Origin of the sequence: Streptosporangium pseudovulgare, assembly GCF_014648055.1 — a bacterium.
GTDB lineage: Bacteria > Actinomycetota > Actinomycetes > Streptosporangiales > Streptosporangiaceae > Streptosporangium > Streptosporangium pseudovulgare.
Genome location: NZ_BMQJ01000019.1, coordinates 105,000 through 127,078 on the forward strand (window position 1 = coordinate 105,000; position 22,079 = coordinate 127,078).

The 22,079-nt window shown below is 72.7% G+C and carries 21 protein-coding genes; 10 read left to right on the plus strand and 11 right to left on the minus strand.

From position 1 onward, the window contains the following. Position 1: 1 nt before the first annotated feature. Positions 2-661, minus strand: a complete 660-nt coding sequence (locus IEZ10_RS31015; protein WP_268246396.1) for a response regulator — start codon at positions 659-661, stop codon at positions 2-4. Positions 662-849: 188 nt separating this feature from the next. Further along, complete coding sequence (locus IEZ10_RS39410) at positions 850-1,833, minus strand: sensor histidine kinase (RefSeq protein ID WP_229811824.1); 984 nt, start codon at positions 1,831-1,833, stop codon at positions 850-852. 256 nt (positions 1,834-2,089) lie between these two features. Between IEZ10_RS39410 and IEZ10_RS31025 the strand changes: the two genes are divergently transcribed. From IEZ10_RS31025 to IEZ10_RS31035, 3 genes are all read left to right on the plus strand, one after another. Beyond that, the gene (locus IEZ10_RS31025; protein ID WP_189250065.1) at positions 2,090-2,818 is read left to right on the plus strand and encodes an ABC transporter ATP-binding protein; all 729 of its coding nucleotides are present in this window, start codon (positions 2,090-2,092) and stop codon (positions 2,816-2,818) included. Next, positions 2,815-3,576: an ABC transporter permease gene (locus IEZ10_RS31030; RefSeq protein ID WP_189250066.1), complete on the plus strand. Its 762-nt coding sequence runs from the start codon at positions 2,815-2,817 to the stop codon at positions 3,574-3,576. Before IEZ10_RS31025 ends, IEZ10_RS31030 begins: the two co-directional genes overlap by 4 nt. Before the next feature lie 83 nt (positions 3,577-3,659). Further along, positions 3,660-4,403: a hypothetical protein gene (locus IEZ10_RS31035; protein WP_189250067.1), complete on the plus strand. Its 744-nt coding sequence runs from the start codon at positions 3,660-3,662 to the stop codon at positions 4,401-4,403. 181 nt (positions 4,404-4,584) lie between these two features. Here IEZ10_RS31035 and IEZ10_RS31040 read toward each other — a convergent pair whose 3' ends face one another. Further along, a complete protein-coding gene (locus tag IEZ10_RS31040; RefSeq protein WP_189250068.1) occupies positions 4,585-5,355 on the minus strand; it encodes a hypothetical protein in 771 nt (256 codons plus the stop codon). A gap of 250 nt (positions 5,356-5,605) precedes the next feature. Continuing rightward, positions 5,606-7,174, minus strand: coding sequence for a DHA2 family efflux MFS transporter permease subunit (locus IEZ10_RS31045; RefSeq protein ID WP_189250069.1), 1,569 nt, complete (start codon positions 7,172-7,174; stop codon positions 5,606-5,608). A gap of 82 nt (positions 7,175-7,256) precedes the next feature. Here IEZ10_RS31045 and IEZ10_RS31050 point away from each other — a divergent pair, with 82 nt between their 5' ends. Continuing rightward, on the plus strand, positions 7,257-7,916 hold the full coding sequence (locus IEZ10_RS31050; RefSeq protein ID WP_229811829.1) for a TetR family transcriptional regulator: 660 nt from the start codon (positions 7,257-7,259) through the stop codon (positions 7,914-7,916). Here IEZ10_RS31050 and IEZ10_RS31055 read toward each other — a convergent pair. Next, positions 7,847-9,343: an MFS transporter gene (locus IEZ10_RS31055; RefSeq protein ID WP_229811825.1), complete on the minus strand. Its 1,497-nt coding sequence runs from the start codon at positions 9,341-9,343 to the stop codon at positions 7,847-7,849. The genes IEZ10_RS31050 and IEZ10_RS31055 overlap by 70 nt on opposite strands. A gap of 393 nt (positions 9,344-9,736) precedes the next feature. On the opposite strand from IEZ10_RS31055, the gene IEZ10_RS40125 reads away from it, so the two are divergent. Both IEZ10_RS40125 and lpdA read left to right on the plus strand, forming a co-directional pair. Next, complete coding sequence (locus IEZ10_RS40125) at positions 9,737-10,879, plus strand: collagen-like domain-containing protein (RefSeq protein ID WP_268246394.1); 1,143 nt, start codon at positions 9,737-9,739, stop codon at positions 10,877-10,879. 321 nt (positions 10,880-11,200) lie between these two features. Continuing rightward, a complete protein-coding gene (lpdA, locus tag IEZ10_RS31065) occupies positions 11,201-12,601 on the plus strand; it encodes a dihydrolipoyl dehydrogenase (protein WP_189250073.1) in 1,401 nt (466 codons plus the stop codon). Between the two features lie 91 nt (positions 12,602-12,692). On the opposite strand, the gene purL is transcribed toward lpdA, so the two are convergent. From purL to purS, 4 genes are all read right to left on the minus strand, one after another. Beyond that, positions 12,693-14,975: a phosphoribosylformylglycinamidine synthase subunit PurL gene (purL, locus tag IEZ10_RS31070; RefSeq protein ID WP_373287436.1), complete on the minus strand. Its 2,283-nt coding sequence runs from the start codon at positions 14,973-14,975 to the stop codon at positions 12,693-12,695. Then, complete coding sequence (purQ, locus tag IEZ10_RS31075; protein WP_179822460.1) at positions 14,972-15,655, minus strand: phosphoribosylformylglycinamidine synthase subunit PurQ; 684 nt, start codon at positions 15,653-15,655, stop codon at positions 14,972-14,974. Before purQ ends, purL begins: the two co-directional genes overlap by 4 nt. 208 nt (positions 15,656-15,863) lie before the next feature. Continuing rightward, positions 15,864-16,286, minus strand: coding sequence for an ATP-binding protein (locus IEZ10_RS31080; RefSeq protein ID WP_308426323.1), 423 nt, complete (start codon positions 16,284-16,286; stop codon positions 15,864-15,866). A 256-nt stretch (positions 16,287-16,542) separates the two neighbouring features. Beyond that, entirely contained in the window at positions 16,543-16,797 is a 255-nt protein-coding gene (gene purS, locus IEZ10_RS31085) for a phosphoribosylformylglycinamidine synthase subunit PurS (RefSeq protein WP_189250075.1), read from the minus strand. A 288-nt stretch (positions 16,798-17,085) separates the two neighbouring features. Between purS and pdhA the strand changes: the two genes are divergently transcribed. The 3 genes from pdhA to IEZ10_RS31100 are packed head-to-tail and all read left to right on the plus strand — an operon-like array spanning position 17,086 to position 20,682. Then, on the plus strand, positions 17,086-18,189 hold the full coding sequence (pdhA, locus tag IEZ10_RS31090) for a pyruvate dehydrogenase (acetyl-transferring) E1 component subunit alpha (RefSeq protein ID WP_189250076.1): 1,104 nt from the start codon (positions 17,086-17,088) through the stop codon (positions 18,187-18,189). Then, a complete protein-coding gene (locus IEZ10_RS31095) occupies positions 18,186-19,169 on the plus strand; it encodes an alpha-ketoacid dehydrogenase subunit beta (protein WP_189250077.1) in 984 nt (327 codons plus the stop codon). The genes pdhA and IEZ10_RS31095 overlap by 4 nt, the downstream gene beginning before the upstream one ends. 16 nt (positions 19,170-19,185) lie before the next feature. Next, positions 19,186-20,682 (plus strand): dihydrolipoamide acetyltransferase family protein, encoded by a 1,497-nt coding sequence (locus IEZ10_RS31100; RefSeq protein WP_189250078.1) that lies wholly within the window; start codon positions 19,186-19,188, stop codon positions 20,680-20,682. A gap of 258 nt (positions 20,683-20,940) precedes the next feature. Here IEZ10_RS31100 and IEZ10_RS31105 read toward each other — a convergent pair whose 3' ends face one another. Then, positions 20,941-21,195, minus strand: a complete 255-nt coding sequence (locus IEZ10_RS31105) for a hypothetical protein (protein WP_189250079.1) — start codon at positions 21,193-21,195, stop codon at positions 20,941-20,943. Positions 21,196-21,492: 297 nt separating this feature from the next. Between IEZ10_RS31105 and IEZ10_RS31110 the strand changes: the two genes are divergently transcribed. After that, complete coding sequence (locus tag IEZ10_RS31110; protein WP_189250080.1) at positions 21,493-21,786, plus strand: Dabb family protein; 294 nt, start codon at positions 21,493-21,495, stop codon at positions 21,784-21,786. 8 nt (positions 21,787-21,794) lie between these two features. Here IEZ10_RS31110 and IEZ10_RS31115 read toward each other — a convergent pair whose 3' ends face one another. After that, entirely contained in the window at positions 21,795-22,019 is a 225-nt protein-coding gene (locus tag IEZ10_RS31115) for a DUF6458 family protein (RefSeq protein WP_179822481.1), read from the minus strand. Between the last annotated feature and the right edge of the window lie 60 nt (positions 22,020-22,079).

Here is a 22,079-nt window from a genome sequence, read left to right on the forward strand (position 1 = left end):
GTCAGGCGCCGGCGCGGGGGGTCACGAGCCCGTGGTCGTAGGCGGCGATGACGAGGTGGACCCGGTCCCGCGCGCCGAGCTTGGCGAGCAGGTGGGAGATGTGGGTCTTGACGGTCTTGACGGAGATCGTGAGGTGGTCCGCGATCTCCCCGTTGGAGAGCCCGGCGCCGACGAGCGCGAGTATCTCGACCTCCCTGGCGGTGAGCCCGCCGACCGGCGCGGGCTCGCGGACGGCCGGCGTCCTCAGGTAGTGCTCGACGAGCCTGGTGAGGATCGAGGGGGCGAAGAGCGCCTCCCCGGAGTGGGCGCGCCGGATCGCGGCGATGAGCTCGCCGGGCTGGATGTCCTTGAGGAGGAACCCGGACGCCCCGGCGCGGAGGGCCTCGTGGACGTACTCGTCGAGTTCGAACATGCTGAGCACGAGGACCCGGGTCGCCGCCAGGTGCGGGTCGGCGCATATCCGGCGGGTGGCCTGGATGCCGTCGAGCACGGGCATCCGCACGTCCATCAGCACGACGTCGGGGCGGGCGGCCCGGACGGCGGCGAGCGCGCCGGCTCCGTCGCCGGCCTGACCCACGACCGTGAGGCCAGGATCGTGGTCGATGACCATGGCGAGGCTGCGCCGGAGAAGCGGCTGGTCGTCGACGAGCAGCACCCGGATCGGGCACTCACCGCCGTCCGCGGCGGCCTCCGGAACGGCTCCCGCGGAGCCGTCCGGGGTCACGACCCCCGCGGTGTCCGGCGTCGTCCCGCCGGGGCGTCCCGTACGGCCGGGCGCGGTCACGCCGCCTCCCCGTTCAGGGTCACTCGGTCTCCCCGTCCGGTGTCACGTCGCCTCCCCGTTCAGGGTCATTCGGTCTCTCCATCCGGGATGCGGGCGGTGACGCGGAAGCCGCGCCCGGCGCGCTCCGCGTCGAGGACGCCGCCGAGCGCGGTCACCCGCTCGTTCAGCCCGAGCAGGCCGTGACCGGCGCCGGGCCTGGCCGTCCAGTGGCCCGCGGGTCCGTCGTCGTCGACGGTGACGACGACGGCGTCCGCGTCGCGGCGGAGACGGACCCGGACGCCGGTGGGGCCGGCGTGCCGCGCGGCGTTGTCGAGGGCCTCGCGGATCACCTTGCACACCGCCACCTGGACGCCCGGCGAGACCTCCCCGACCGGCCCGAGGTCGAGCCGGACGCGCAGCCCGGCGAGCCGCGCGGCCCGTACGATCCCGGGGACCCGGCCGAGGTCCTCCACGGGGTCCAGGGCCTCGGGCCCGTCGGTACGGCGGAGCACGGTGAGCATGCGGCGCAGCTCGGTGGTGGCGTGCCGGCTCGCCTCCTCGATGTCCGCCAGCGCCTCCCGCGCCTCGCGGACGGCGGCGTCACAGGCGGCGTCACAGGCGGTGTCAGAGGCGGCGTCACGGGCGGTGTCAGAGGCGGCGTCACGGGCGGCGTCACAGGCCGTGCCACCGGTGGTGTCACGGACCGCGCCGCGGGCGGCGTCACCGGCGTCGATGACGTGCCGGGCCGCGGCGGCGCGGACGGTGACGAGGCCGAGGCCGTGGGAGACGATGTCGTGCAGGTCTCGGGCGACGCGCAGCCGTTCGACCAGTACCGCCTCGGACGCCGCCCACTCCGTGAGCCTGGCCTCGTGGGCGGCGCGCTCGGCGCGGCCCCGGCGGACGGCCCAGACCGCGACGCCGAACGCCGCCACCGTGATCATCGGGGGCACGACGACCGCGAGGGGGCCGTTCGCCCCGACGCCGAGAAGAGTCGCGGCCAGTACGGCGAAGGCCGTTCCGGCGAGATATCGCACGCGTGACCGCCACACCGGCCGTCCCGGGGTGTTCATCGCCCCGATCCTACGGTCCGCCCGCCCCGGCGTCGTCGGACCGGGGGCTGACATCCCGCGGGCCGAGCCCGCCCCGGCGGACCCGCTCCGGGACCGATGCGCCAACCCCGGTGACGGCCGTTGGCTGGGGTCCTGCTTTACGGATCGTCCCGCCCGCCGCGGTCGCCGAGGGGCCGCCCGACCGGGCCCCGACACGGCGGAGATCCGCGGAACGGAATCCGGGGGACGGCGGCGATCCGGTGACGACGGGAGACACATGATCACGATCGACCAGGTCAGCAAACGGCGGGGGAGCAAGCAGATCCTCACCGAGGTCGGCTTCGAGGCGCGCCCGGGGCGGGTGACCGGGTTCCTCGGCCCGAACGGGGCCGGGAAGTCCTCCACCCTGCGCATCCTCCTCGGCCTGGACCGCCCCGACGGCGGCGTCGCCCTCGTGGCGGGGCGGCCGTTCGCCCGGTTGCGCCGGCCCCTGACGACGGTGGGCGCGGTGCTCGACGGCGGCGGCGCGCACCGCTCCCGCACCGGCCGCGGGCACCTGCGCTGGATCGCCGCCTCCAACGGGCTGCCCCGCGCCCGGGTGGACGAGGTCCTCGACCTCGTCGGCCTCACCGAGGCCGCGGGCCGGCGCGTGGGCGGCTACTCGCTCGGGATGGGCAGACGCCTCGCCCTCGCGGCGGCCCTGCTGGGCGACCCGCCGGTGCTGGTGCTCGACGAGCCGGTCAACGGGCTCGACCCCGAGGGCATCCGCCGGCTCCGCGTGCTCCTCCGGGACCGCGCCGCGGCCGGCGGGACCGTGCTGCTGTCCAGCCACCTCATCGGCGAACTGGCCGAGACCGTCGACGACGTCGTGGTCATCGACCGCGGGCGTGTCGTGGCACTGGGCACCCTCGCCGAGGTCACCGGCGCCCACCGCGGCCTTGAGGACGCGTTCTTCGCCCTCACCTCGGGCACGGGCCCCGGCACCGGGCACGGGGGCCGGCCGTGAGGGCGCTCCGCGCGGAACTCCTCAAGCTCTCCGGGATCCCGTCGGCGTGGGTGGCGGTCGTGGTCGGCCTGGTCGTGCCCTTCGCCGTCGCGGCCCTCAACGCCGGCGCCCGGAGCGCCGGCCGGGCCGCGGGCGGCTCCGACCCGACCGGCGTCGACGCCGGGTTCCAGGAACTGGCCTTCGGGGTCATCGGCGTGGTCGTCCTCGGCGTCGCCGCGGCGAGCAGCGAGTACTTCGCCGAGGGCGGGGACTCGGCGGGCGGCCGGCAGATCACGGCGAGCCTGACCGCGGTGCCGTCCCGCGTCCGGTTCCTCGCCGCGAAGGCCGGCGCGCTGGTCCTGGCCGCAGCCGCCCTCGCCGTCCTCTCCACGGCGGCCACGCTCACCGTCAGCCGGGTCGTGCCCGGGGAGTTCGCGGCGCCGCTCACCTCCGCCGACGCGCCGCGTGTCCTCGGAGTGGTCGCCTACTGGGTGCTGACCGCGCTGCTCGCCCACGGGCTCACCCTCCTCACCCGCGGCGGCGTGGTGCCGCTCGTCGTGCTCATCCTGAACACCTCCGTCGTCAGCGTCACCTACCTGCTGACCCGGGTCACGCCCCTGGCTAACTACCTGCCCGACCTGGCCGGGGCGCGGATGTTCGTCCGGACGTTCCGGTCCTCCGTGGAGATCCCGCCCCTCGCCGGGGGCGTCGTCATGGCCGCCTGGACGCTCGCGCTGTTCGGCGTCGCCGCCGCCGTCTTCCTCCGGAGGGACGCGTGACCGCCGCCGCCCGCCTCCCGAGGCCCGGCGCGTCCGGCGCGTCCGGCTTCTCCAGTCATTCCGGTACGTCCGGACCACGCGTCGTGGCCGGCACGTTCCGCGCGGAGGTCCTGAAGCTCCTCACCCTCCCGGCGCTGTACCTGACGGCCGCGATCACCTGGGCGGTCGCCCCGCTCCTGGCGGTCGCGTCCGTCTCGGCCGCCGCCGGGGAGGGGAACGGACCCGGCCCGGGGACGGACCCGGGTCTGGCGCCGGTCGGGTACGCGCAGGCCGGGTTCGTCGTCCTCGGCGTCCTCGCCGCCGCCTCCGAGTACCGGGGAGGGCAGATCAGGACGACGCTGACGTGCGTGCCACGCCGGGTCGAGGTGCAGCTCGCGAAGGCGGCGGCGCTCGCCGTGACGGCCCTTCCCGTCGCCGTGGCGACCGCCGGGTCCGGCGTCCTCGCCGCCCGCGCGGCGCTCGCCGCGCACGCTCCGCCGTACGGCGCCGCCGGGCCGGTGGACGCGCCGGGGGAGGTCCGGGCCGTGGCGGGGGCGGCCGCGTACCTCGTCCTCACCGCGCTGCTCTCCTCCGCCGTCGCGACGTTGACGCGCGGGACGATTCCGGCCGTCACGGTGCTCCTCGGCCACCACTTCGTCGTCGGCCCCTACCTGGCCGGCAGGACCGCGCTCACCGCGTACCTGCCCGGCACCGCGGGTCTGTGGCCCGGCGGCGGTACGGGCGCCGGCGAGGTGCTCGGCGCAGGGGGGAGGTGGGCCGTCGTCACCGGCTGGACCGTCGCCGCGCTCGGCGTCGCGATCGTCTCGTTCCGGCGCCGGGACGCGTAGGGTCCGTCCGCGCCGCCGTACGGGCGCGCGGCCGCGTCCCGTCCGCGCGGTGCGGCCCGCCCGGTCGACGGCTCCCGGGTTCACCGCTTCGGGGAACGCCGCGCGAGCCGGCCCGCCCGGGTACCGGGGCGTACGGCGGTCCCGGCGGTGTACGGCGTTCCGGTGGGGGCGCTCGGCGGCCTCAGAAGAACTGCCAGATGCTGAACCTGCGGACGACGAGGGGGACCGAGGCCCGGCCGACCACCCGGATGTGCCTGATGCGGGTCCTGAGGTTCATCGTGACCTTCACGCATTTCAGGCAGACCTCGTGGAAACCCGGCAGAGCGTAGTAGGAGATCGAGGTGGCGCGGTGTCCCAGGCCCCGTTTGGACAGGCTCAGCCCGACCTCCCGGTAGATCCGCCGCGATCCCTTCAGGGTGAAGGCGGTCGAGCCGATGAGCGCGTGGTTCGCCGTCTTGGGGCAGTGCGCGAATACCCGGACGTGGCTGGCCTGGCGGGGGTCGAAGGGCAGGACCCGGAGCGACGGGACCTTCTTCAGCAGCCGGGGGATGTGGTTGCGCCCCCCGGTGAACGGCGTGAACACCGTCTGGTCGGTCCGGGACCTGACGTAGGCCGTGCTCGTGGCACTGGCACTGGCGCTCGCGGTGGCGGTGGCCGTGGCGCTCGCGCTGGGGCCGGCGCTCGGACTCGCACTGGGGCTGGGGCCGGCGCTCGGACTCACGCTGGCACTGGGGCTGAGGCTGGCGCTCGCGCTGGGGCTGGGACTGGGGCTCGTGCTGGGACCGGGGGCGGGGCCGGCGCCTGCATTCGGGCTCGCGCCGGGATCGGGGGCGGGAACGGCCGCGGTGCCGGGCACGGGGGCGCCCGCGACCGGAGTGGCGCCGGGCCAGGCCACGACGGCCGGACCCGCCAGGAAGGCCGCGGCCACCCCGGCGCCGATGACGAGACGCATGCGATCCTCCTGCCCGGACGGGTGCCCGCGCCGGCCGAGTGCTTCCGCCGGGCGCGGCACGGGTGACGGTGGAGGGGCGCTCGTCCGAAGCCCACTCCGCGGGTCTCCACCGTGGCGGGGGCCCACGGCCCGGGCCCGGGGCGATCCGGGCGAGGATTCCCGGATCGCCGTCCTGACCAGGCTGTTCGTCTTAATTATGTGTGCAGTGTCGCGAAAAAAGGGGAGCCACGCTGGTCCGGCGTACCGCGCCCTACGCGATCGGCGCCGTGGCGGCCGCCGCCCCGGCGGGCTCGGCCCCGGCCACCGTCCAGGCTTCGGCCCGGGTCCCGGCGGGTTCGGCGGTTCCGGCCGCTCGCGGTCTCGCGGGGCTCCCCGTGACACCGGCCGGCTCGGACGCGGTCGCGGCGCCGGCGGGTTCGGCCCCGGGGCCGGCGGTCCGGGCCGTCCGCAGCGCGAACAGGCTGATCGGCACGCCGGCCAGCACGATCGCCGCCGACACCACCAGCGCGTACCGGTAGGCGTCCAGGAAGGCCGCCGCCGGCGCGGTGCCGTCCGTCAGGAGGGATGCCTGCCGGGTGCTGAGGATCGCACCGAGGACGGTGACGCCGAGCAGCCCGAACACCTGTCGTGAGACGTTCAGCGCCCCCGAGGCGACCCCGGCGCGGCCGGCGGGCAGCGCGGTCAGGATGGCGGTGGTCAGCGGCACCAGCAATCCGCCGCCGAGCCCGTAGAGCAGGAACCACGGCAGCAGGTCGGCGAACGAGCCGCCCTCTCCGACGAAGGAGATCCCGAAGATCGCGACGGCCATCAGCAGCATCCCGGCGGCCACGGTGCGGGCGGTCCCGAGCCGGGCGGTGACCCGGGGCGCGACCGCCGCGACCACGGACATGACCAGTGCCATCGGCACGAACGACGCCCCGGCCTCGGTGGGCGAGAAGCCCAGCGCGTTCTGCAGGTAGAGAGCGGTGAAGAAGTAGATCCCGAACACCGCGAACGACCACAGCCCCGTCACCAGGGTTCCGCCGCTGAACACCCGCGACCGGAACAGCGACAGGTCGATCATCGGCTCGGACGTGCGGAGCTCGACCGCGACGAAGACCAGTGCCGAGACCAGCGCGAGGCCGAACGCGCCGAGGATCTCCGGTGAGGTCCAGCCGGCCTTCCCGCCCTCGATGAGGGCGTACGTCAGGGAGACCATCGTCAGGCTCGACGTGACGATGCCGGGCAGATCGAGGCGGCGCCGTACCGGGTCGCGGGGGGCGGCCGCGATGGCCCACAGGCCGAGCCCGAACGCCACGATCCCGATCGGGACGTTGATCAGGAAGATCCAGCCCCAGTGCCACCGCTCGCTGATCACCCCACCGGTCAGCGGCCCCAGCGCCATGGCCAGCGCGCCGATCGCGCTCCACAGGCCGACCGCGGTCGCGCGCTCCCTGGGATCGGGGAAGACCGTGGTCAGCAGCGCGAGGGCGGTGGGCGCCAGGAGGGCGGCGCCGACGCCCTGGAACACCCGGGTGGCGGTCAGCACGCCGCCGTCCGCGGCCAGGCCGGCGGCGAGGGAGGACAGGGTGAAGGCGGCGAGGCCGGCCAGGAAGATCCGCCGCCTTCCGAACAGGTCGGCCAGCCGCCCGCCGGCCAGCATCAGCCCGGCCGAGACGAGGACGTACACGCTCACGACCCATTCCAGGCCCGAGACGTCCAGCGAGAGGTCCCGCTGGATCGTCGGCAACGCGACGTTGACCACGTTGTTGTCGAGATAGGTCATGAAAGTGGCGAGGGAGATCGCTCCCAGTGCCCACCACCTGCGGTCTTGCGGCATAACAGCTCCTCTACACTGTACTTGTACGTCGTACATGTACAGCGCATAGTGGAACCTGTACCGCGTATAGTTGTCAAGCGTGATGGGAAAACTGACGCGCGAGGCGGTCGTCGAGCGGGCGCTGGAGATCGGTGACGCCGAAGGGCTTCAGGCGGTCACCATCCGGCGGCTCGCCCAGGAGCTGGGCGTCACGCCGATGGCGCTGTACTGGCACTTCAAGAACAAGGAGCAGCTGGTCGTCGGGATGGCCGACCATCTGATCGAGGACTTCGAGATCACCCCCGACGGCTCACGCCCGTGGCAGGAGCAGCTCCGCGAACTCGTCGGCCGGCTGGTGCGGATGCTGCGGCGTCACCCCTGCGCGGAGGCCGTGCTGGAGGAGGTCGACAAGATGGAGGTGCCGGCCTTCCTGCGGGTGTGGGACACCGCCCTCGGCCTGGCCCTGCGCGCCAGGTTCGGCGCCCGGGAGAGCTGCCTGATCACCCGGTACATCCTCCAGGGGGCCATCGCCCTGGCCGGAGGCTCGGTGGAGCACCGCAGGTGCGTGCCGGATGAGGAGCGAGCGGAGCACGTCCGCCTCAAGCGCGTCCGCTTCCAGTCGCTCCCGCCGGACACCTACCCGAACATCGTGCGGATGGCCGTACCCCTCACCGAGAGGGGCGACGCCGAGCTCTACGACACGTTCGGCGTGGACCTGCTGCTGGCCGGCATCGAATCCATGGCGGCCCGGCTCGACGGCTGAGCCGCGGACGGCCCGGACGGCCCGGACGGCTTGGCCGGTTCGCCGCCGCGCCGCCGCGGCCGGGCGAGCGCCGCGCACACGGCTCCGCACAACGCGACGCCCAGCAGCACGGCGTAGGTGTTGCGGAAGCCGGTCATCAACTGCTCCACGGCGGCCGGGGAGACGCGGGAGAGCGTGCCCGCGTACACCCGGCCGCGCAGCTCGGCGCTGACCGGCCCGGTCAGCACGCTCAGCGTGAGCGCGACACTGAGCACGATCCCGACGTTCATGATCATGAGGCGGAAGCCGTTCACCAGGCCGAGGTTGCCGGCCGGCAGCGCGGCCATGACCTGGGTGGTGTTGCCGGTGAGGAACGTCCCGCTGCCGCACCCGCACAGGAACAGTCCCGTCCCCACGACCCAGTACGGCGTGCCCGGCGCGGTGGACGGCATCAGCACGGCGAGGCCGGCGGTGCTCAGCAGCGCCCCTCCGACGGACAGCGCGTGCGGGGAGATCCGGCGGCCCAGGGAGCCGGCGAGCGGCGAGGCGACGGCCATGCCGACCGGGACCGGGAGCACGGCCAGGGCGGCGGTGACCGGCCCGGCGCCCATGGCCGCCCGGAAATAGAGGGCGGCCAGCAGGATGAGCGACGCGCGGGCCAGTGCGTTGCAGAACGAGGCGGCGTTGGCGAAGGCCAGCATGCGCTCGCCGAACAGCCGGACGTCGAGCACGGGCCGCGCCGCCCGGCGCTCCACCGCCACCAGCACCGGCACCAGGGCCGCCGCGACGGCGGCGCCGGTGAGCGCGACCGGGCTGGACGGGCCGCGCGACCCCGCCTCCGACAGCGCGACGAGCGCGGCCGACAGCAGGGCGAACATGACCAGGTTCCCGGCCGCGTCCACCGGCTCGCGGGGGCCGGGGGCGACCCTGCGCAGCACGAACGCGCCCCAGACGAGGGCGAGCAGGCCGGCCGGGACGTTCATCCAGAAGATCCACCGCCAGCCCGCCGTCTCGGCGACCAGGCCGCCCAGCGTGGGGCCGACGAGCTGGGCGACGGAGAGGGTGCCGATGTAGACCCCCATGCCCTGGCTGAGCCGGTCGGGCGGGAAGGCGTCGGTGATGATCACCGTGCCGTTGGCCAGGATCATTGACGCCCCGACCGCCTGCACGGCCCGCATGGCGATCAGGAACCACACCCCCGGGGAGAGCCCGGCCAGCAGCGACCCGGCGGTGAAGAGGGCGAAGCCCGCGAGGTAGACCTCCCTGCGCCCGAGCAGGTCGGCCACCCGGCCGAAGAACACCAGGCTGGCGGTGTTGACCAGCATGAAGGCCAGCAGGACCCATCCCGCGGCGAACGCGTCGGCGTGGAAGTGCCCGACCACCTCGGGGAGCGCCACGTTGAGCGTGTTGCCCGCCACGCCGATCAGCACCAGGCCGAGGCCGGTCACGGAGCAGACCAGCCACGCGTGGCGGAGCCGGGCGGCGTACTCGGGCGAACCCGGCGTGTCCCGTGGGACCCGTGGGTGCCCTGGGCCCACCGCCTCGCCCGGCGCTTCCGGCGCACTCCGCGCGTTCTGTCCGTCCTGTGCGTCCGACGGGTCCGACGGGTCCGGCGCGTCCGAGGCGGCCCGGCCGCTGGGACGCGGGTCCTGGGGGGCGGAGGCCATGCCGCCCAGTCTGACGTACGGCGTGCCGACGGTCCGGTCCCGGCCGGTGCGGTGATCCGCAGAAGGCGATGCAGAAATGTGATGTTTGCCACGTCATCCGTTGGAACGGTTCAAACGTGTATCACGCGTATCCATGGAACACGCCAGTCTCTGGCGTCGCAGAAAGGAAGCCCAGTGGCTATCAAGTTGCCGGGCAGGCGCGCGATCACCGTCACGGCCGTCGGAATGCTGGCCGGAACGATGCTGACGGTCGGTGGCGGTAGCGCCGTCGCATCCTCGGCGGGCGAGGAGATCCACGCGTGCGTGAACAAGAAGACGCGCTACGCGCGCATCGTCAACGCCTCGGCCAGGTGCCGGACCACCGAGGTCCGGGTGACCTGGGGCGGAGAGGGCGGCGGCTCCCAGACTGTGAGCACCGCCGGCCCGCAGGGTCCCCAGGGCCCGCAGGGCAGGCCCGGCCCCGCCGGTCCGCAGGGTCCCCAGGGGCCGCGTGGTCTCCAGGGCAGGCAGGGCCAGCCGGGCACGCCCGGTAAGGAGGGCGCGCCCGGGGCGAAGGGCGAGCAGGGCGAGCGCGGCCTGCCCGGCAAGGACGGCCAGGACGGCGCCCCGGGCAAGGACGGCGCTCCCGGTAAGCAGGGCGAGCGCGGTCTCCAAGGTCCCCGTGGCCTCCAGGGCGAGCGCGGTTTTCCGGGCAAGCAGGGTGAGCAGGGTCAGCAGGGTCCCCGTGGCCTCCAGGGCGAGCGCGGCCTTCCGGGCAAGGATGGCCTCCCCGGCAAGGACGGCCTTCAGGGCAAGCAGGGTGAGCAGGGCCCCCAGGGCAAGCCTGGCCAGGACGGCAAGCCTGGCCAGGACGGCAAGCAGGGCCCCCAGGGTCCGGCCGGAAAGGACGGCAAGGACGGTCAGGACGGCGGCCTGGCGGCGGTCACGACCCGCAGCCAGAGCCAGACCTTCAAGAACGACGGATCCGTCTCGGTGAGCTGCCAGACCGGCGAGCTGGCCACCGGCGGCGGCTACTCCATCAGCGGTGACAACAACTTCTCGATCGTGGCCTCGATGCCCAGCGGCAACGGGTGGTCGGCGAAGGTGAACAAGACCGGCATCTTCAGCGCGAACAGCTCCCAGGAGTCCGCCAGAGACTCCACCGGCTCCACCGGCTCCACCGGCTCCACCGGCTCCACCGGCTCCACCGGCTCCGCCAAGAGCTCCGCCACCCCCAACCCCACCCCCGGGGCCGGCGGCAAGCCGCTGGGCATGTCCGCGCAGACCTTCACCTCCGCGACGGTCACCGTCTACGTGGTCTGCGCCAAGAAGGGCTGACACCCCGTACAGGATCGATGCCCGTGAACGGGCGACGCTCCGGGCGTGAGCGTTTCGCGCGCCGTATGTGACGACCGGCCGGGTCTTCTTTCAGAGGGGAGAGGCGACCTGGCCGGTCCCGTGCCCACCGTGGCCGTCTCGAAGGCCCGTGGACGGTCTGTGGACGGACGACATGCCACCCGGCCGGTCCCATCGGGCAGGCGGTTCCAGTGCTCGGAGGCGAGGACGCCCGCCGGTTCCGGTGCCCGCGGACGTGTCGTCCCGCCGGTCCGTCCGGCCGTCCGGCATTATCCGGTCGGAGCGTTGACTATTGTCCGGTTCATGAGCTCTCACTATGACGTCGTCGTTCTCGGTGCCGGTCCCGGCGGATACGTGGCCGCCGTCCGGGCCGCCCAGCTGGGCCTCCGCACCGCGATCGTCGAGGAGCGGTACTGGGGCGGTGTCTGCCTCAACGTGGGGTGCATCCCCTCCAAGGCCCTGCTGCGCAACGCCGAACTGGCCCACCTGTTCACCCACGAGGCCAAGACGTTCGGCATCCAGGTCGACGGCCAGGTCACCTTCGACTACGGCGCGGCCTTCCAGCGCAGCCGCAAGGTGGCCGACGGGCGCGTCAAGGGCGTCCACTACCTGATGAAGAAGAACGGCATCACCGAGTACGAGGGGCGCGGCACCTTCACCGACGCCAACACGATCGAGGTGGCCAAGAGCGACGGCGGCACCGAGACGGTGACGTTCGACCACTGCATCATCGCCGCGGGCGCGACCACGAGGCTGCTGCCGGGCACCTCGGTGAGCGACCGGGTCGTGACCTACGAGGAGCAGATCCTCACCGAGAAGCTCCCCGAGAGCATCGTCATCGCCGGCGCGGGCGCGATCGGCGTCGAGTTCGCCTACGTGCTGCACAACTACGGCGTCAAGGTGACGATCGTGGAGTTCCTCGACCGCATCGTCCCCCTGGAGGACGAGGAGGTCTCGACGGAGCTGGCCAAGCGCTACAAGCGGCTCGGCATCGAGGTGCTGACCTCGACGCGGGTGGAGTCCATCGACGAGTCGGGCGACAAGGTGCGCGTGACGGTCTCGCGGGACGGCGCGCAGCAGGTCCTGGAGGCCGACAAGGTCATGCAGGCGATCGGCTTCCAGCCGCGCGTCGAGGGCTACGGGCTGGAGCGGACCGGGGTCGCGCTGACCGAGCGCGGCGCCATCGACGTCGACGGCCGGTGCCGGACGAACGTGCCGCACATCTTCGCCATCGGCGACGTGACCGCCAAGCTGATGCTCGCGCACACGGCGGAGGCCATGGGCATCATCGCGGCGGAGACCATCGGCGACGCCGAGACGATGGAGCTCGACTACGTGATGATCCCCCGGGCGACGTACTGCCAGCCGCAGGTCGCCAGCTTCGGCTACACCGAGGCGCAGGCCCGGGAGCTGGGCTACGACGTCAAGGTCGCGAAGTTCCCCTTCACCGCCAACGGCAAGGCCCACGGCCTGGGCGACGCCACCGGGTTCGTCAAGCTCATCAGCGACGCCCAGTACGGCGAGCTGATCGGCGCCCACATGATCGGCCCGGACGTCACCGAGCTGCTGCCCGAGCTGACCCTGGCCCAGCAGTGGGACCTCACGGTCCACGAGGTGGCCCGTAACGTCCACGCCCACCCCACGCTCAGCGAGGCGGTCAAGGAGGCGGTCCACGGGCTCGCCGGCCACATGATCAACATGTGAGGCCGCCGGAGACGGCCTGGACGGAAAGGGGAGGCGCGGGCCCGGCCCGCGCCTCCCCTTCTCTTTTCCGGAAGTTCTCTTCTCTGGAAGATCAGCCGAAGATGCCCGGCAGGGTGGCCTCGTGGGTCTCCCGCAGCTCGGCGACCGGGATGTCCAGCACGCCCTCGACGGCCAGCGAGGAACCGCCGGTGACGCCCAGGCGCTGGCAGGGCACCTCGTGCGCGGCGCACAGCTCGGCGAAGGCGTCGAAGGACTCGGGACGCACCGTCACCAGCGCGCGCGCCGGCGACTCGCTGAACAGGTCGGTGAACGCGTCGTCGCCCGGCAGCGAGACCGAGCAGCCGACGCCTCGGGCGAGGACGGCCTCGGCCAGCGCGACGGCCAGGCCGCCGTCGGACAGGTCGTGCGACCCGGTCAGCAGGCCCTGGGCGGCGGCCTCGGTCAGGACGCGGGCGAGGGCCAGCTCGGCCTCCAGGTCCACCTGGGGCGGCAGGCCGCCGAGGTGGCCGTGGACGACGTGGGCCCACTCCGAGCCGCCGAACTCCGCGAGGGTCTCACCCAGCAGGACGACCCGGTCGCCCTCGCCGGTGAAGCCGTTCCTGACCCGCCGGGCCACGTCGTCGATCACGCCCAGCACGCCGACGACCGGGGTCGGGTGGATCGCGGTCGTGCCCGTCTGGTTGTAGAACGACACGTTCCCGCCGGTCACCGGCACGCCGAGGATCTTGCAGGCGTCGGCCAGGCCGCGGGTGGCCTCGGCGAACTGCCACATGACCTCCGGGTCCTCCGGGGAGCCGAAGTTCAGGCAGTCGGTCACCGCGAGGGGCCGCGCGCCGGTCACGGCGACGTTGCGGTACGCCTCCGACAGGGCGAGCTGGGCCCCGGCGTAGGGGTCGAGGCGGGCGTAGCGGCCGTTGCCGTCGGTGGCCAGCGCGATGCCCCGGGTCGTCTCCTCGGCGCCCGGCATGACCTCGCTGATCCGCAGCACGCCGGCGTCGGCGGGCTGGGCCAGCACGGTGTTGCCCCGGACGTAGCGGTCGTACTGGGAGGTCACCCACTCCTTCGACGCGAGGTTCGGCGAGCCGAGCAGCGTGAGCAGCGTCGCCCGCAGGTCGTCGGGGCGCGGCAGGCGGCTCGGGTCGTCGGCGTTCAGCGCGGCCTGGCCGGCGGGCTCGTGGAACGGCCGTTCGTAGACCGGGCCCTCGTCGGCGGCGGTGCCCGGCGGGATGTCCACGATGGTCTCGCCGTACCAGGTCATCACCAGCCGGCCGCCGTCGGTGACCTCGCCGATGACGGTCGCGGGGATGTCCCACTTGGCGCAGATCGCCATGAAGGCGTCGATGTCGTCGGGGGTGACGACCGCCATCATGCGCTCCTGCGACTCGCTCATCAGGATCTCCTCGGGCCGCAGCGACGGGTCGCGCAGCGGGACGAGGTCGAGCCGGACGTCCATGCCGCCGGTGCCCTTGGCCGCGAGCTCGGTGGTGGCGCAGGAGACGCCGGCCGCGCCGAGGTCCTGGATGCCGACGACCACGTCGGCCTGGTACAGCTCCAGGCAGCACTCGATCAGCAGCTTCTCCATGAAGGGGTCGCCGACCTGGACGCTGGGCCGCTTGGCCTGCGACTCGTCCTCGAAGGTCGCGCTCGCCAGGACGGACGCGCCGCCGATGCCGTCGGGGCCGGTCAGCGCGCCGAACAGCACGACCTTGTTGCCCGGTCCCGGGGCGGTGGCCAGCTTGATCTGGTCCTTGCGGAGCAGGCCCACGCACAGGGCGTTGACCAGCGGGTTGCCGATGTAGCAGGGGTCGAAGACGACCTCGCCGCCGATGTTGGGCAGGCCCAGGCAGTTGCCGTAGTGGCTGATGCCCTCCACCACGCCGGGCAGCACCCGCCGGGTGTCGGGGGCGTCGGCCGCGCCGAACCGCAGGGCGTCCATCACCGCGATCGGCCGGGCGCCCATCGACATGATGTCGCGGACGATGCCGCCGACGCCGGTCGCGGCGCCCTGGTGCGGCTCGACGTACGACGGGTGGTTGTGCGACTCGATCTTGAAGGTGGCGGCCCAGCCGTCGCCGATGTCCACCACGCCGGCGTTCTCGCCCATGCCGACGAGCAGCGCGTCGGAGGCGGGGGCCTTGGCGCCGAACTGGCGCAGGTGCACCTTGGAGGACTTGTAGGAGCAGTGCTCGCTCCACATGACGCTGTAGATGGCCAGCTCCGAGCTCGTCGGGCGGCGGCCGAGGATCTGCCGGACCCGCTCGTACTCGTCGGCCTTCATGCCCAGCTCGGCGTACGGCTGGCGCTCGTCGGGGGTGTCCTCGGCCCGCTTGACGGTGTCGAGGGTCACGCCGTGCTCGCCGGGTCGCTCGCTCACAGGTTCACCAGCCTCTTCAGGATCGAGGAGAAGAATCCGCGGCCGTCCGTGCTCGGGGCGCCGGTGAGGTCCTCGACCGCGTGCTCGGGGTGGGGCATGAGGCCGACGATGTTGCCCGCCTCGTTGCGGATGCCCGCGATGTCGTTCATGGAGCCGTTGGGGTTGCTCCCGGCGTAGCGGAAGACGACCTGGCCGCCCGCCTCCAGCGCCGCCAGGGTCGCCGCGTCGGCGACGTAGCGGCCCTCGCCGTGCTTGATCGGCAGCACGATCTCCTGGCCCTCGGTGAAGTCGGAGGTCCAGGGGGTGGCGGTGCTCTCGACGCGGACGCGCTGGTCGCGGCAGATGTAGTGGAGCCCGGCGTTGCGCATCAGCGCGCCGGGCAGCAGGTGGGCCTCGCAGAGGATCTGGAAGCCGTTGCAGGTGCCGAGGACCGGGAGCCCGGCCCTGGCGGCGGGGATCAGCTCCTCCATCAGCGGCGCGAACCGGGAGATGGCCCCGCACCGGAGGTAGTCGCCGTAGGAGAACCCGCCGGGCAGGAAGACCGCGTCCACCCCCTTCAGGTCGGGGTCCGCGTGCCACAGCGGCACGGCCTCGCCACCGGCGTGCCGTACGGCGCGGGCCGCGTCCTGATCGTCAAGAGTCCCGGGAAAAGTGACCACGCCCACGCGGGCAGCACTCATGACAGCGTTCCCCTCCACAAACGAGCGCCGCGCCGGCCGTCTCACCCAGCGGACGGCGGTCTGCGGCGGTGCGCCCAGGCTATCCGCTCGCCGACGGTGGGAGCGCACGGGATCCGTCCGATCGCACAACCTGCCGCTTTGCCCGGACGGCCCGACTTGGAGGATCGCACAACGGCGGCGCGAGACGCCTCGCGGGCCGTACGGAGGATCAGACGGCGGCGAGCGCCCGCTGCCGGGGGATGACCGGCTCGTCGTCCCAGGCGAGGTGCTTGCGCAGGTGCACGGTGGTCCCCCGCCCCGGGGTGATGTCGAAGGAGATCTCGTCCACCACGGCCTGCATGATCAGGATGCCCCGGCCGTGCTCGGCGTCCGTCGGCGGATACCGGTCGGGCATCCTCGGCAGCCCGTGGCCGCGGTCGATGATGCGGACGTCGCAGCGGCCGTGCCCGATCGAGACCTCGACCATGTAGCGGTTGGCGGGCCCGCCGTGGCGCACCGCGTTGGCGCACGCCTCGGTCACCGCGAGGAGGATGTCGGAGACGCAGCTCTCGGCCACGCCGAGCGAACGCAGGGAGTCGCCCAGCGCCCGCCGGACCATGGGAATGCCCATGGCCTCTCTCGGCAGTGCCAACGAGAACTCGATATCCACCGGATTCCTCCCGGGGCCAGACGTCACCCTGTCAAGGCTTCCCCACAGAATCCGGGCTAACCGCAAAATAACCCTGATCTTATTTAGCGTTGGTCAAGCCGTGGGATTACGGCCATCCATAGTGGAACCCACCCGGCGGAATACGGCATGAGCCGCGCCGGCGTGACACGGCGCGGTTCGGCGGGCGGAACATGCCGCCCGCCGGTACGGCCCGCGGCCCGCGGCCTTGGCGGGCGGACTACGACTCGGCCCGCTCCACGGTGACGATGTAGTCCTCGATCACGGTGTTGGCCAGCAGGGTCTCGGCCATCTTCCGGACGTCGGCGAGCGCGGCGTCGTCGGCGGGCCCGTCGAGCTCGACCTCGAACCGCTTGCCCTGCCGTACCGAGGCGACACCGGAGAAGCCCAGCCGCGGGAGCGCGCGGGCGATCGCCTGACCCTGCGCGTCGAGAATCTCGGGCTTGAGCATGACGTCGACGATGACGCGCGCCACGGTGTTCCTCCTGCTGGAAGCGGGGATGGATCGGGGTCTCAAGCGTAGCCGCCCGCCGTGGCGGCTCGTCGCGGGGCCGGGGGTCCCGCGTGCGAGCGTAAGCGGGGTGCGTGTCGGGAACTGGGAGCTTATGGATGCCGGGACAGGTCTTGCGCGCAGGTATGTGACCTCTGCCACGATGTCCACAAACGCATACGAACCACCATCATTCGGTTCGCATGCTTCCCTGACCGGCCGGGCAGAGGCGGAGAACCCGTCCCGACGGCCCCGAGCACACAGGAGAGGCGCGTGACCACCGAGCCCCCTCGTGGTGCGGAAGCACCCCCGGAACTCGTCCAGCTGCTGACCCCCGAAGGCGAGCGGGTCGAGCATCCCGACTACGACATCGATCTGACCCCCGAGGAGGTCCGCGGCCTGTACCGGGACCTGGTCCTGGTGCGCCGCGTCGACCTGGAGGCGGTCGCCCTGCAACGCCAGGGAGAGCTGGGGATCTGGGCCTCGCTGCTCGGCCAGGAGGCGGCGCAGATCGGCTCGGGCAGGGCGCTGGCAGAGTCGGACATGGTCTTCCCGACCTACCGCGAGCACGGTGTGGCCTGGTGCCGGGGCGTGGACCCGGTCAACCTCCTCGGCCTGTTCCGCGGGGTCAACCACGGCGGCTGGGACCCCGCCGAGCACAACTTCCACCTCTACACCATCGTGATCGGCAGCCAGACCCTGCACGCGGTCGGCTACGCCATGGGCGTCCAGCGCGACGGAGCCGTCGGGGAGAACGGCGCCGCCACGATCGCCTACTTCGGCGACGGCGCCACCTCCCAGGGAGACGTGAACGAGTCGTTCATCTGGGCGTCGGTGTTCAACGCGCCGATCGTGTTCTTCTGCCAGAACAACCAGTGGGCCATCTCCGAGCCGCTGGAGAAGCAGTCGCGGATCCCGCTGTACCGGCGGGCCAGCGGCTTCGGCTTCCCCGGCGTCCGGGTCGACGGCAACGACGTCTTCGCCTGCCTGGCGGTCACCCGCAAGGCGCTGGCCGACGCCAGGTCCGGGCAGGGCCCGATGATGATCGAGGCGTTCACCTACCGGATGGGCGCCCACACCACCTCCGACGACCCGACGCGTTACCGCCTGGCCGACGAGCTGGAGGCGTGGAAGCTCAAGGACCCGATCGAGCGGGTCCGCGCCTACATGTTCAAGAACCGCATCGCCGACCAGGACTTCTTCGACGCGATCGACGCCGAGGCCGACGAGCTGGGCCGTGACGTGCGCAAACGCTGTCTCGAACTGCCCGATCCCGAGCCCCTGGCCATCTTCGACCACGTCTACGCCGAGCCGCACCGGCTGATGGACGAGGAGCGCGCACAGTTCGCCGCCTACCTGGAGGGGTTCGAGGGATGACGACTCTCACGCTGGCGAAGGCGCTCAACGAGGGCATGCGCAAGGCCATGGAGGACGACCCCAAGGTCCTCGTCATGGGCGAGGACGTGGGCAAGCTCGGCGGGGTGTTCCGGGTCACCGACGGGCTGCAGAAGGACTTCGGCGAGCAGCGGGTCATCGACACCCCCCTGGCCGAGTCCGGCATCATCGGCACCGCGATCGGCCTGGCGCTGCGGGGCTACCGCCCGGTCTGCGAGATCCAGTTCGACGGGTTCGTCTTCCCCGCGGCCGACCAGATCATCACCCAGCTCGCCAAGATGCCGCTGCGCTCGCTGGGCAAGCTGAAGCTGCCCGTCGTGGTGCGCATCCCCTGCGGCGGCGGCATCGGCGCGGTCGAGCACCACAGCGAGTCCCCCGAGGCGTACTTCACCCACACCGCCGGCCTGCGGGTCGTGGCCTGCTCCAACCCCGCCGACGGCTACACGATGATCCAGCAGGCGATCCGGTGCGAGGACCCCGTCATCTTCTTCGAGCCCAAGCGGCGCTACTGGGAGAAGGCCGACGTCGACACCTCCGCCCCCGCCGACGACTGGACGCCGTTCGACCGGGCCCGCGTCGTACGGCCCGGCGCCGACGTCACCCTGCTGGCCTACGGCCCCATGGTGCGGACCTGCCTGGAGGCCGCGGCGGCGGCCGAGGAGGACGGCCGCTCCGTGGAGGTCGTGGACCTGCGCTCGCTCAACCCGCTGGACATCGACCTGGTCGCCGAGTCGGTCGCCAGGACCGGGCGCTGCGCGGTGGTGCACGAGGCGCCGGTCTTCAGCGGGTTCGGGGCGGAGATCGCCGCCCGGCTCACCGAGCGGTGCTTCTACAACCTGGAGGCCCCGGTGCTGCGCGTCGGCGGCCCGTCCACGCCGTACCCGCCCTCCCGGCTGGAGGACCACTACCTGCCCGACCTGGACCGCGTCCTCGACGCCGTCGACCGCCTGTTCGCGTTCTGAGGAGGGGGAGACGAGGATGAAGGAGTTCAAGCTCCCCGACGTGGGCGAGGGCCTGACCGAGGCGGAGATCGTCCGCTGGCACGTCAAGCCCGGCGACCCGGTCAAGGTCAACCAGATCATCGTGGAGATCGAGACGGCCAAGGCCGTCGTCGAGCTGCCCTGCCCGTTCGAGGGCGTGGTGACCGCCCTGATGGCCGACGAGGGCGAGACCGTCGACGTCGGCAGGCCGATCATCTCCGTGGACGACGGCTCCGGCCCCGCCGCCCCGGCCGTGGGCGAGGGTACGGCCGGCGCCCGCGCGGAGGCCCTGGCCGAGGACATGGTGCCCGAGCCCGCCGCGGCGGACGAGCCGTCCACGGAGAAGCGCCAGCCCGTCCTGGTCGGGTACGGCGTCAAGCCCGGCGCGGCCCGCCGCCGCCCCCGGAAGCCCTCGGCGGGCTCCCCGGCGGCCTCGTCCGCGGTCGCCCCGGCCGCCCCTCCGGCGGCTCCGGCGGTTCTGCCGGCTTCGGGAGGCGTTCCGGCGGCCCCGGCCGTTCCCGCCGTCCCCGCGCGTCCGGCGCCGGAGCCCGCGGTCCGGGAGACGCCGCCCACGGGTTCGGCGGCGGGCCCGGCGGCGCGGCGGGCCGCGGTGCTCGCCAAGCCCCCGGTACGCAAGCTCGCCAAGGACCTCGGGGTCGACCTGGCGACCGTTCCCCCGACCGGGCCGCACGGCACGATCACCCGGGAGGACGTCCACGCCGCGGTCGAGGCGGCGGCCGACGCCGGCCGTACGGCCCCGCGGACGGCCGCGCAGGCGGTTCCGGCCGCGCGCGGCGGCGAGGAGCGGATCCCGGTCAAGGGGGTGCGCCGGGCGACCGCGCAGGCCATGACGGCCTCGGCGTTCACCGCGCCGCACGTCACCGAGTTCCTGCAGGTGGACGTCACCGGCGCGATGGAGGCCGTGGCGCGCCTCCGGGCGCTGCCCGACTTCGCCGAGGTCAAGGTCTCGCCGCTGCTGCTGGTGGCCAAGGCGGTGCTCGTCGCCGCGCGGCGGTACCCGATGATCAATTCGATGTGGGACGAGGCAGCCCAGGAGATCGTGGTCAAGCACTACGTGAACCTCGGCATCGCCGCGGCCACCCCGCGCGGTCTGCTCGTTCCCAACGTCAAGAACGCGCACGAGCTGTCGCTGCCGGACCTCGCCCGGGCCATCGGCTCCCTCGCCGAGACGGCCAGGGCCGGCCGTACCCAGCCCGCCGACATGTCCGGGGGCACGATCACGATCACCAACGTGGGCGTGTTCGGCGTGGACGCGGGCACCCCGATCCTCAACCCGGGCGAGTCGGCGATCCTGGCGTTCGGCCAGGTCAGGGACCTGCCCTGGGTGGTGGACGGGCAGGTCGTGCCCCGCAGGGTCTGCACGCTCGCGCTCTCCTTCGACCACCGGGTCATCGACGGGGAGCTCGGCTCGCTCTTCCTGCGCGACGTCGGGGCCATGTTGGAGGACCCGCTCCGCATGCTCGCCTGGGGCTGATCCCGTAAAATCGGCCGAAAGTCATAAAGCCGGCTGAGCCCTTTGGGAAGGCCGGTTCCCGCGAAGCGCGGGCCCGTCCCCGGAGAAAAGGGGACGGGCCCGCGGCGGGGCTTCGATCCTGGGAAATTCCACCCCGTAAAACGATGAACCGAAACCTCCCCGGCCGTTTCTTGGGGCGGTTTTTCCATGTGGTCCGGAAAGGCGGGCACGCCTTTCCGGCCGTGCGGTTCTCAGGCGCCTATCGGGCGCCGCGGGCCTTTACCACCAGTTGTCCCAGCCCCAGCCGCCGCCGCCGCAGCCGCCGCCGCACCGCCACCCGCAGCGGCGGCAACCGCAGCCGCGACGGCAGCAGCCGCACCCGGTGACGAAGCTGGACGCGGTGACTCCCTGGACGGCCGGGGTCGAAGTGGTGGTCGAGGACGACGCCTGCGCGGGCCCGGCGACGAGGGCTCCCGCGACGAGCCCGGCGCCCATCAGGCCAGTGACGAACGAGGCGGCCGTTCTGCTTTTCATGCGGTCCTCCGATTCCACGAGAAGACGTGATCCGTCCTCCTGGATTGCTGGACAGTTCACAGCGTGCCGGAGGCGGAGCGATCAAGTCACCGCAAACCACTTATGGCTTGGCAAAGGCGCACAGATGTGTATAAATACCAAATAAATAGCAGATATGCATGCATTTCGGACAGGTAGTACGGCGAGCCCGCATGCCGAGCCAGAGGGCGTGAACGCGGAAGAACCGTGGAGGGCCGCCGGAGGGCCGCGGAGGGCCCGGCCCGTACGCTGGCGGGGCATCCGAGCGAAGGGAAGACCATGTTCCGCCACGTCGTGCTGTTCACCTGGTCCGAGACGGCCACCGAGGAGCAGAAGGCCGCGATCGCGACCGAGCTGGGCCGGCTCCCGGGGATCATCCCGGAGATCCGCGCCTACGCCATCGGAGCCGACGCGGGCGTGAACCCGGGCAACCACGAGTTCGCGGTCGTCGCGGACTTCGACAGCCTCGACGACTACCTGGTCTACCGCGACCACCCGGTCCACCAGGCGGTGATCGCCGAGCACATCAAGCCGATCCTGGCCTCACGGGCGGCCGTGCAGTACGTCGTCTGACCGCGCCGTCACAGTTCCGGCGGGTGGTTCTCCCGGTGCATCAGGCGGCCCTCCGACGTCGCCCCGCGCCGGGGCGCCAGCACCACGCTCAGCACCACCCCGACGGCGCCGACGATCATGAAGATCACCCCGATGACGTCGATGTGCACGTTGTCGCCGAGGACGTCGGGCTCGATGGCGAACCGGAGGATGGCGCCGATCGTGAGGAAGAAAATGCTGACCCCGACACCCATCGGACCCTCCGGACACAGGTAGTGATCAGGCAAAGAGAGCGTCTGCGTTCCCTCATACCC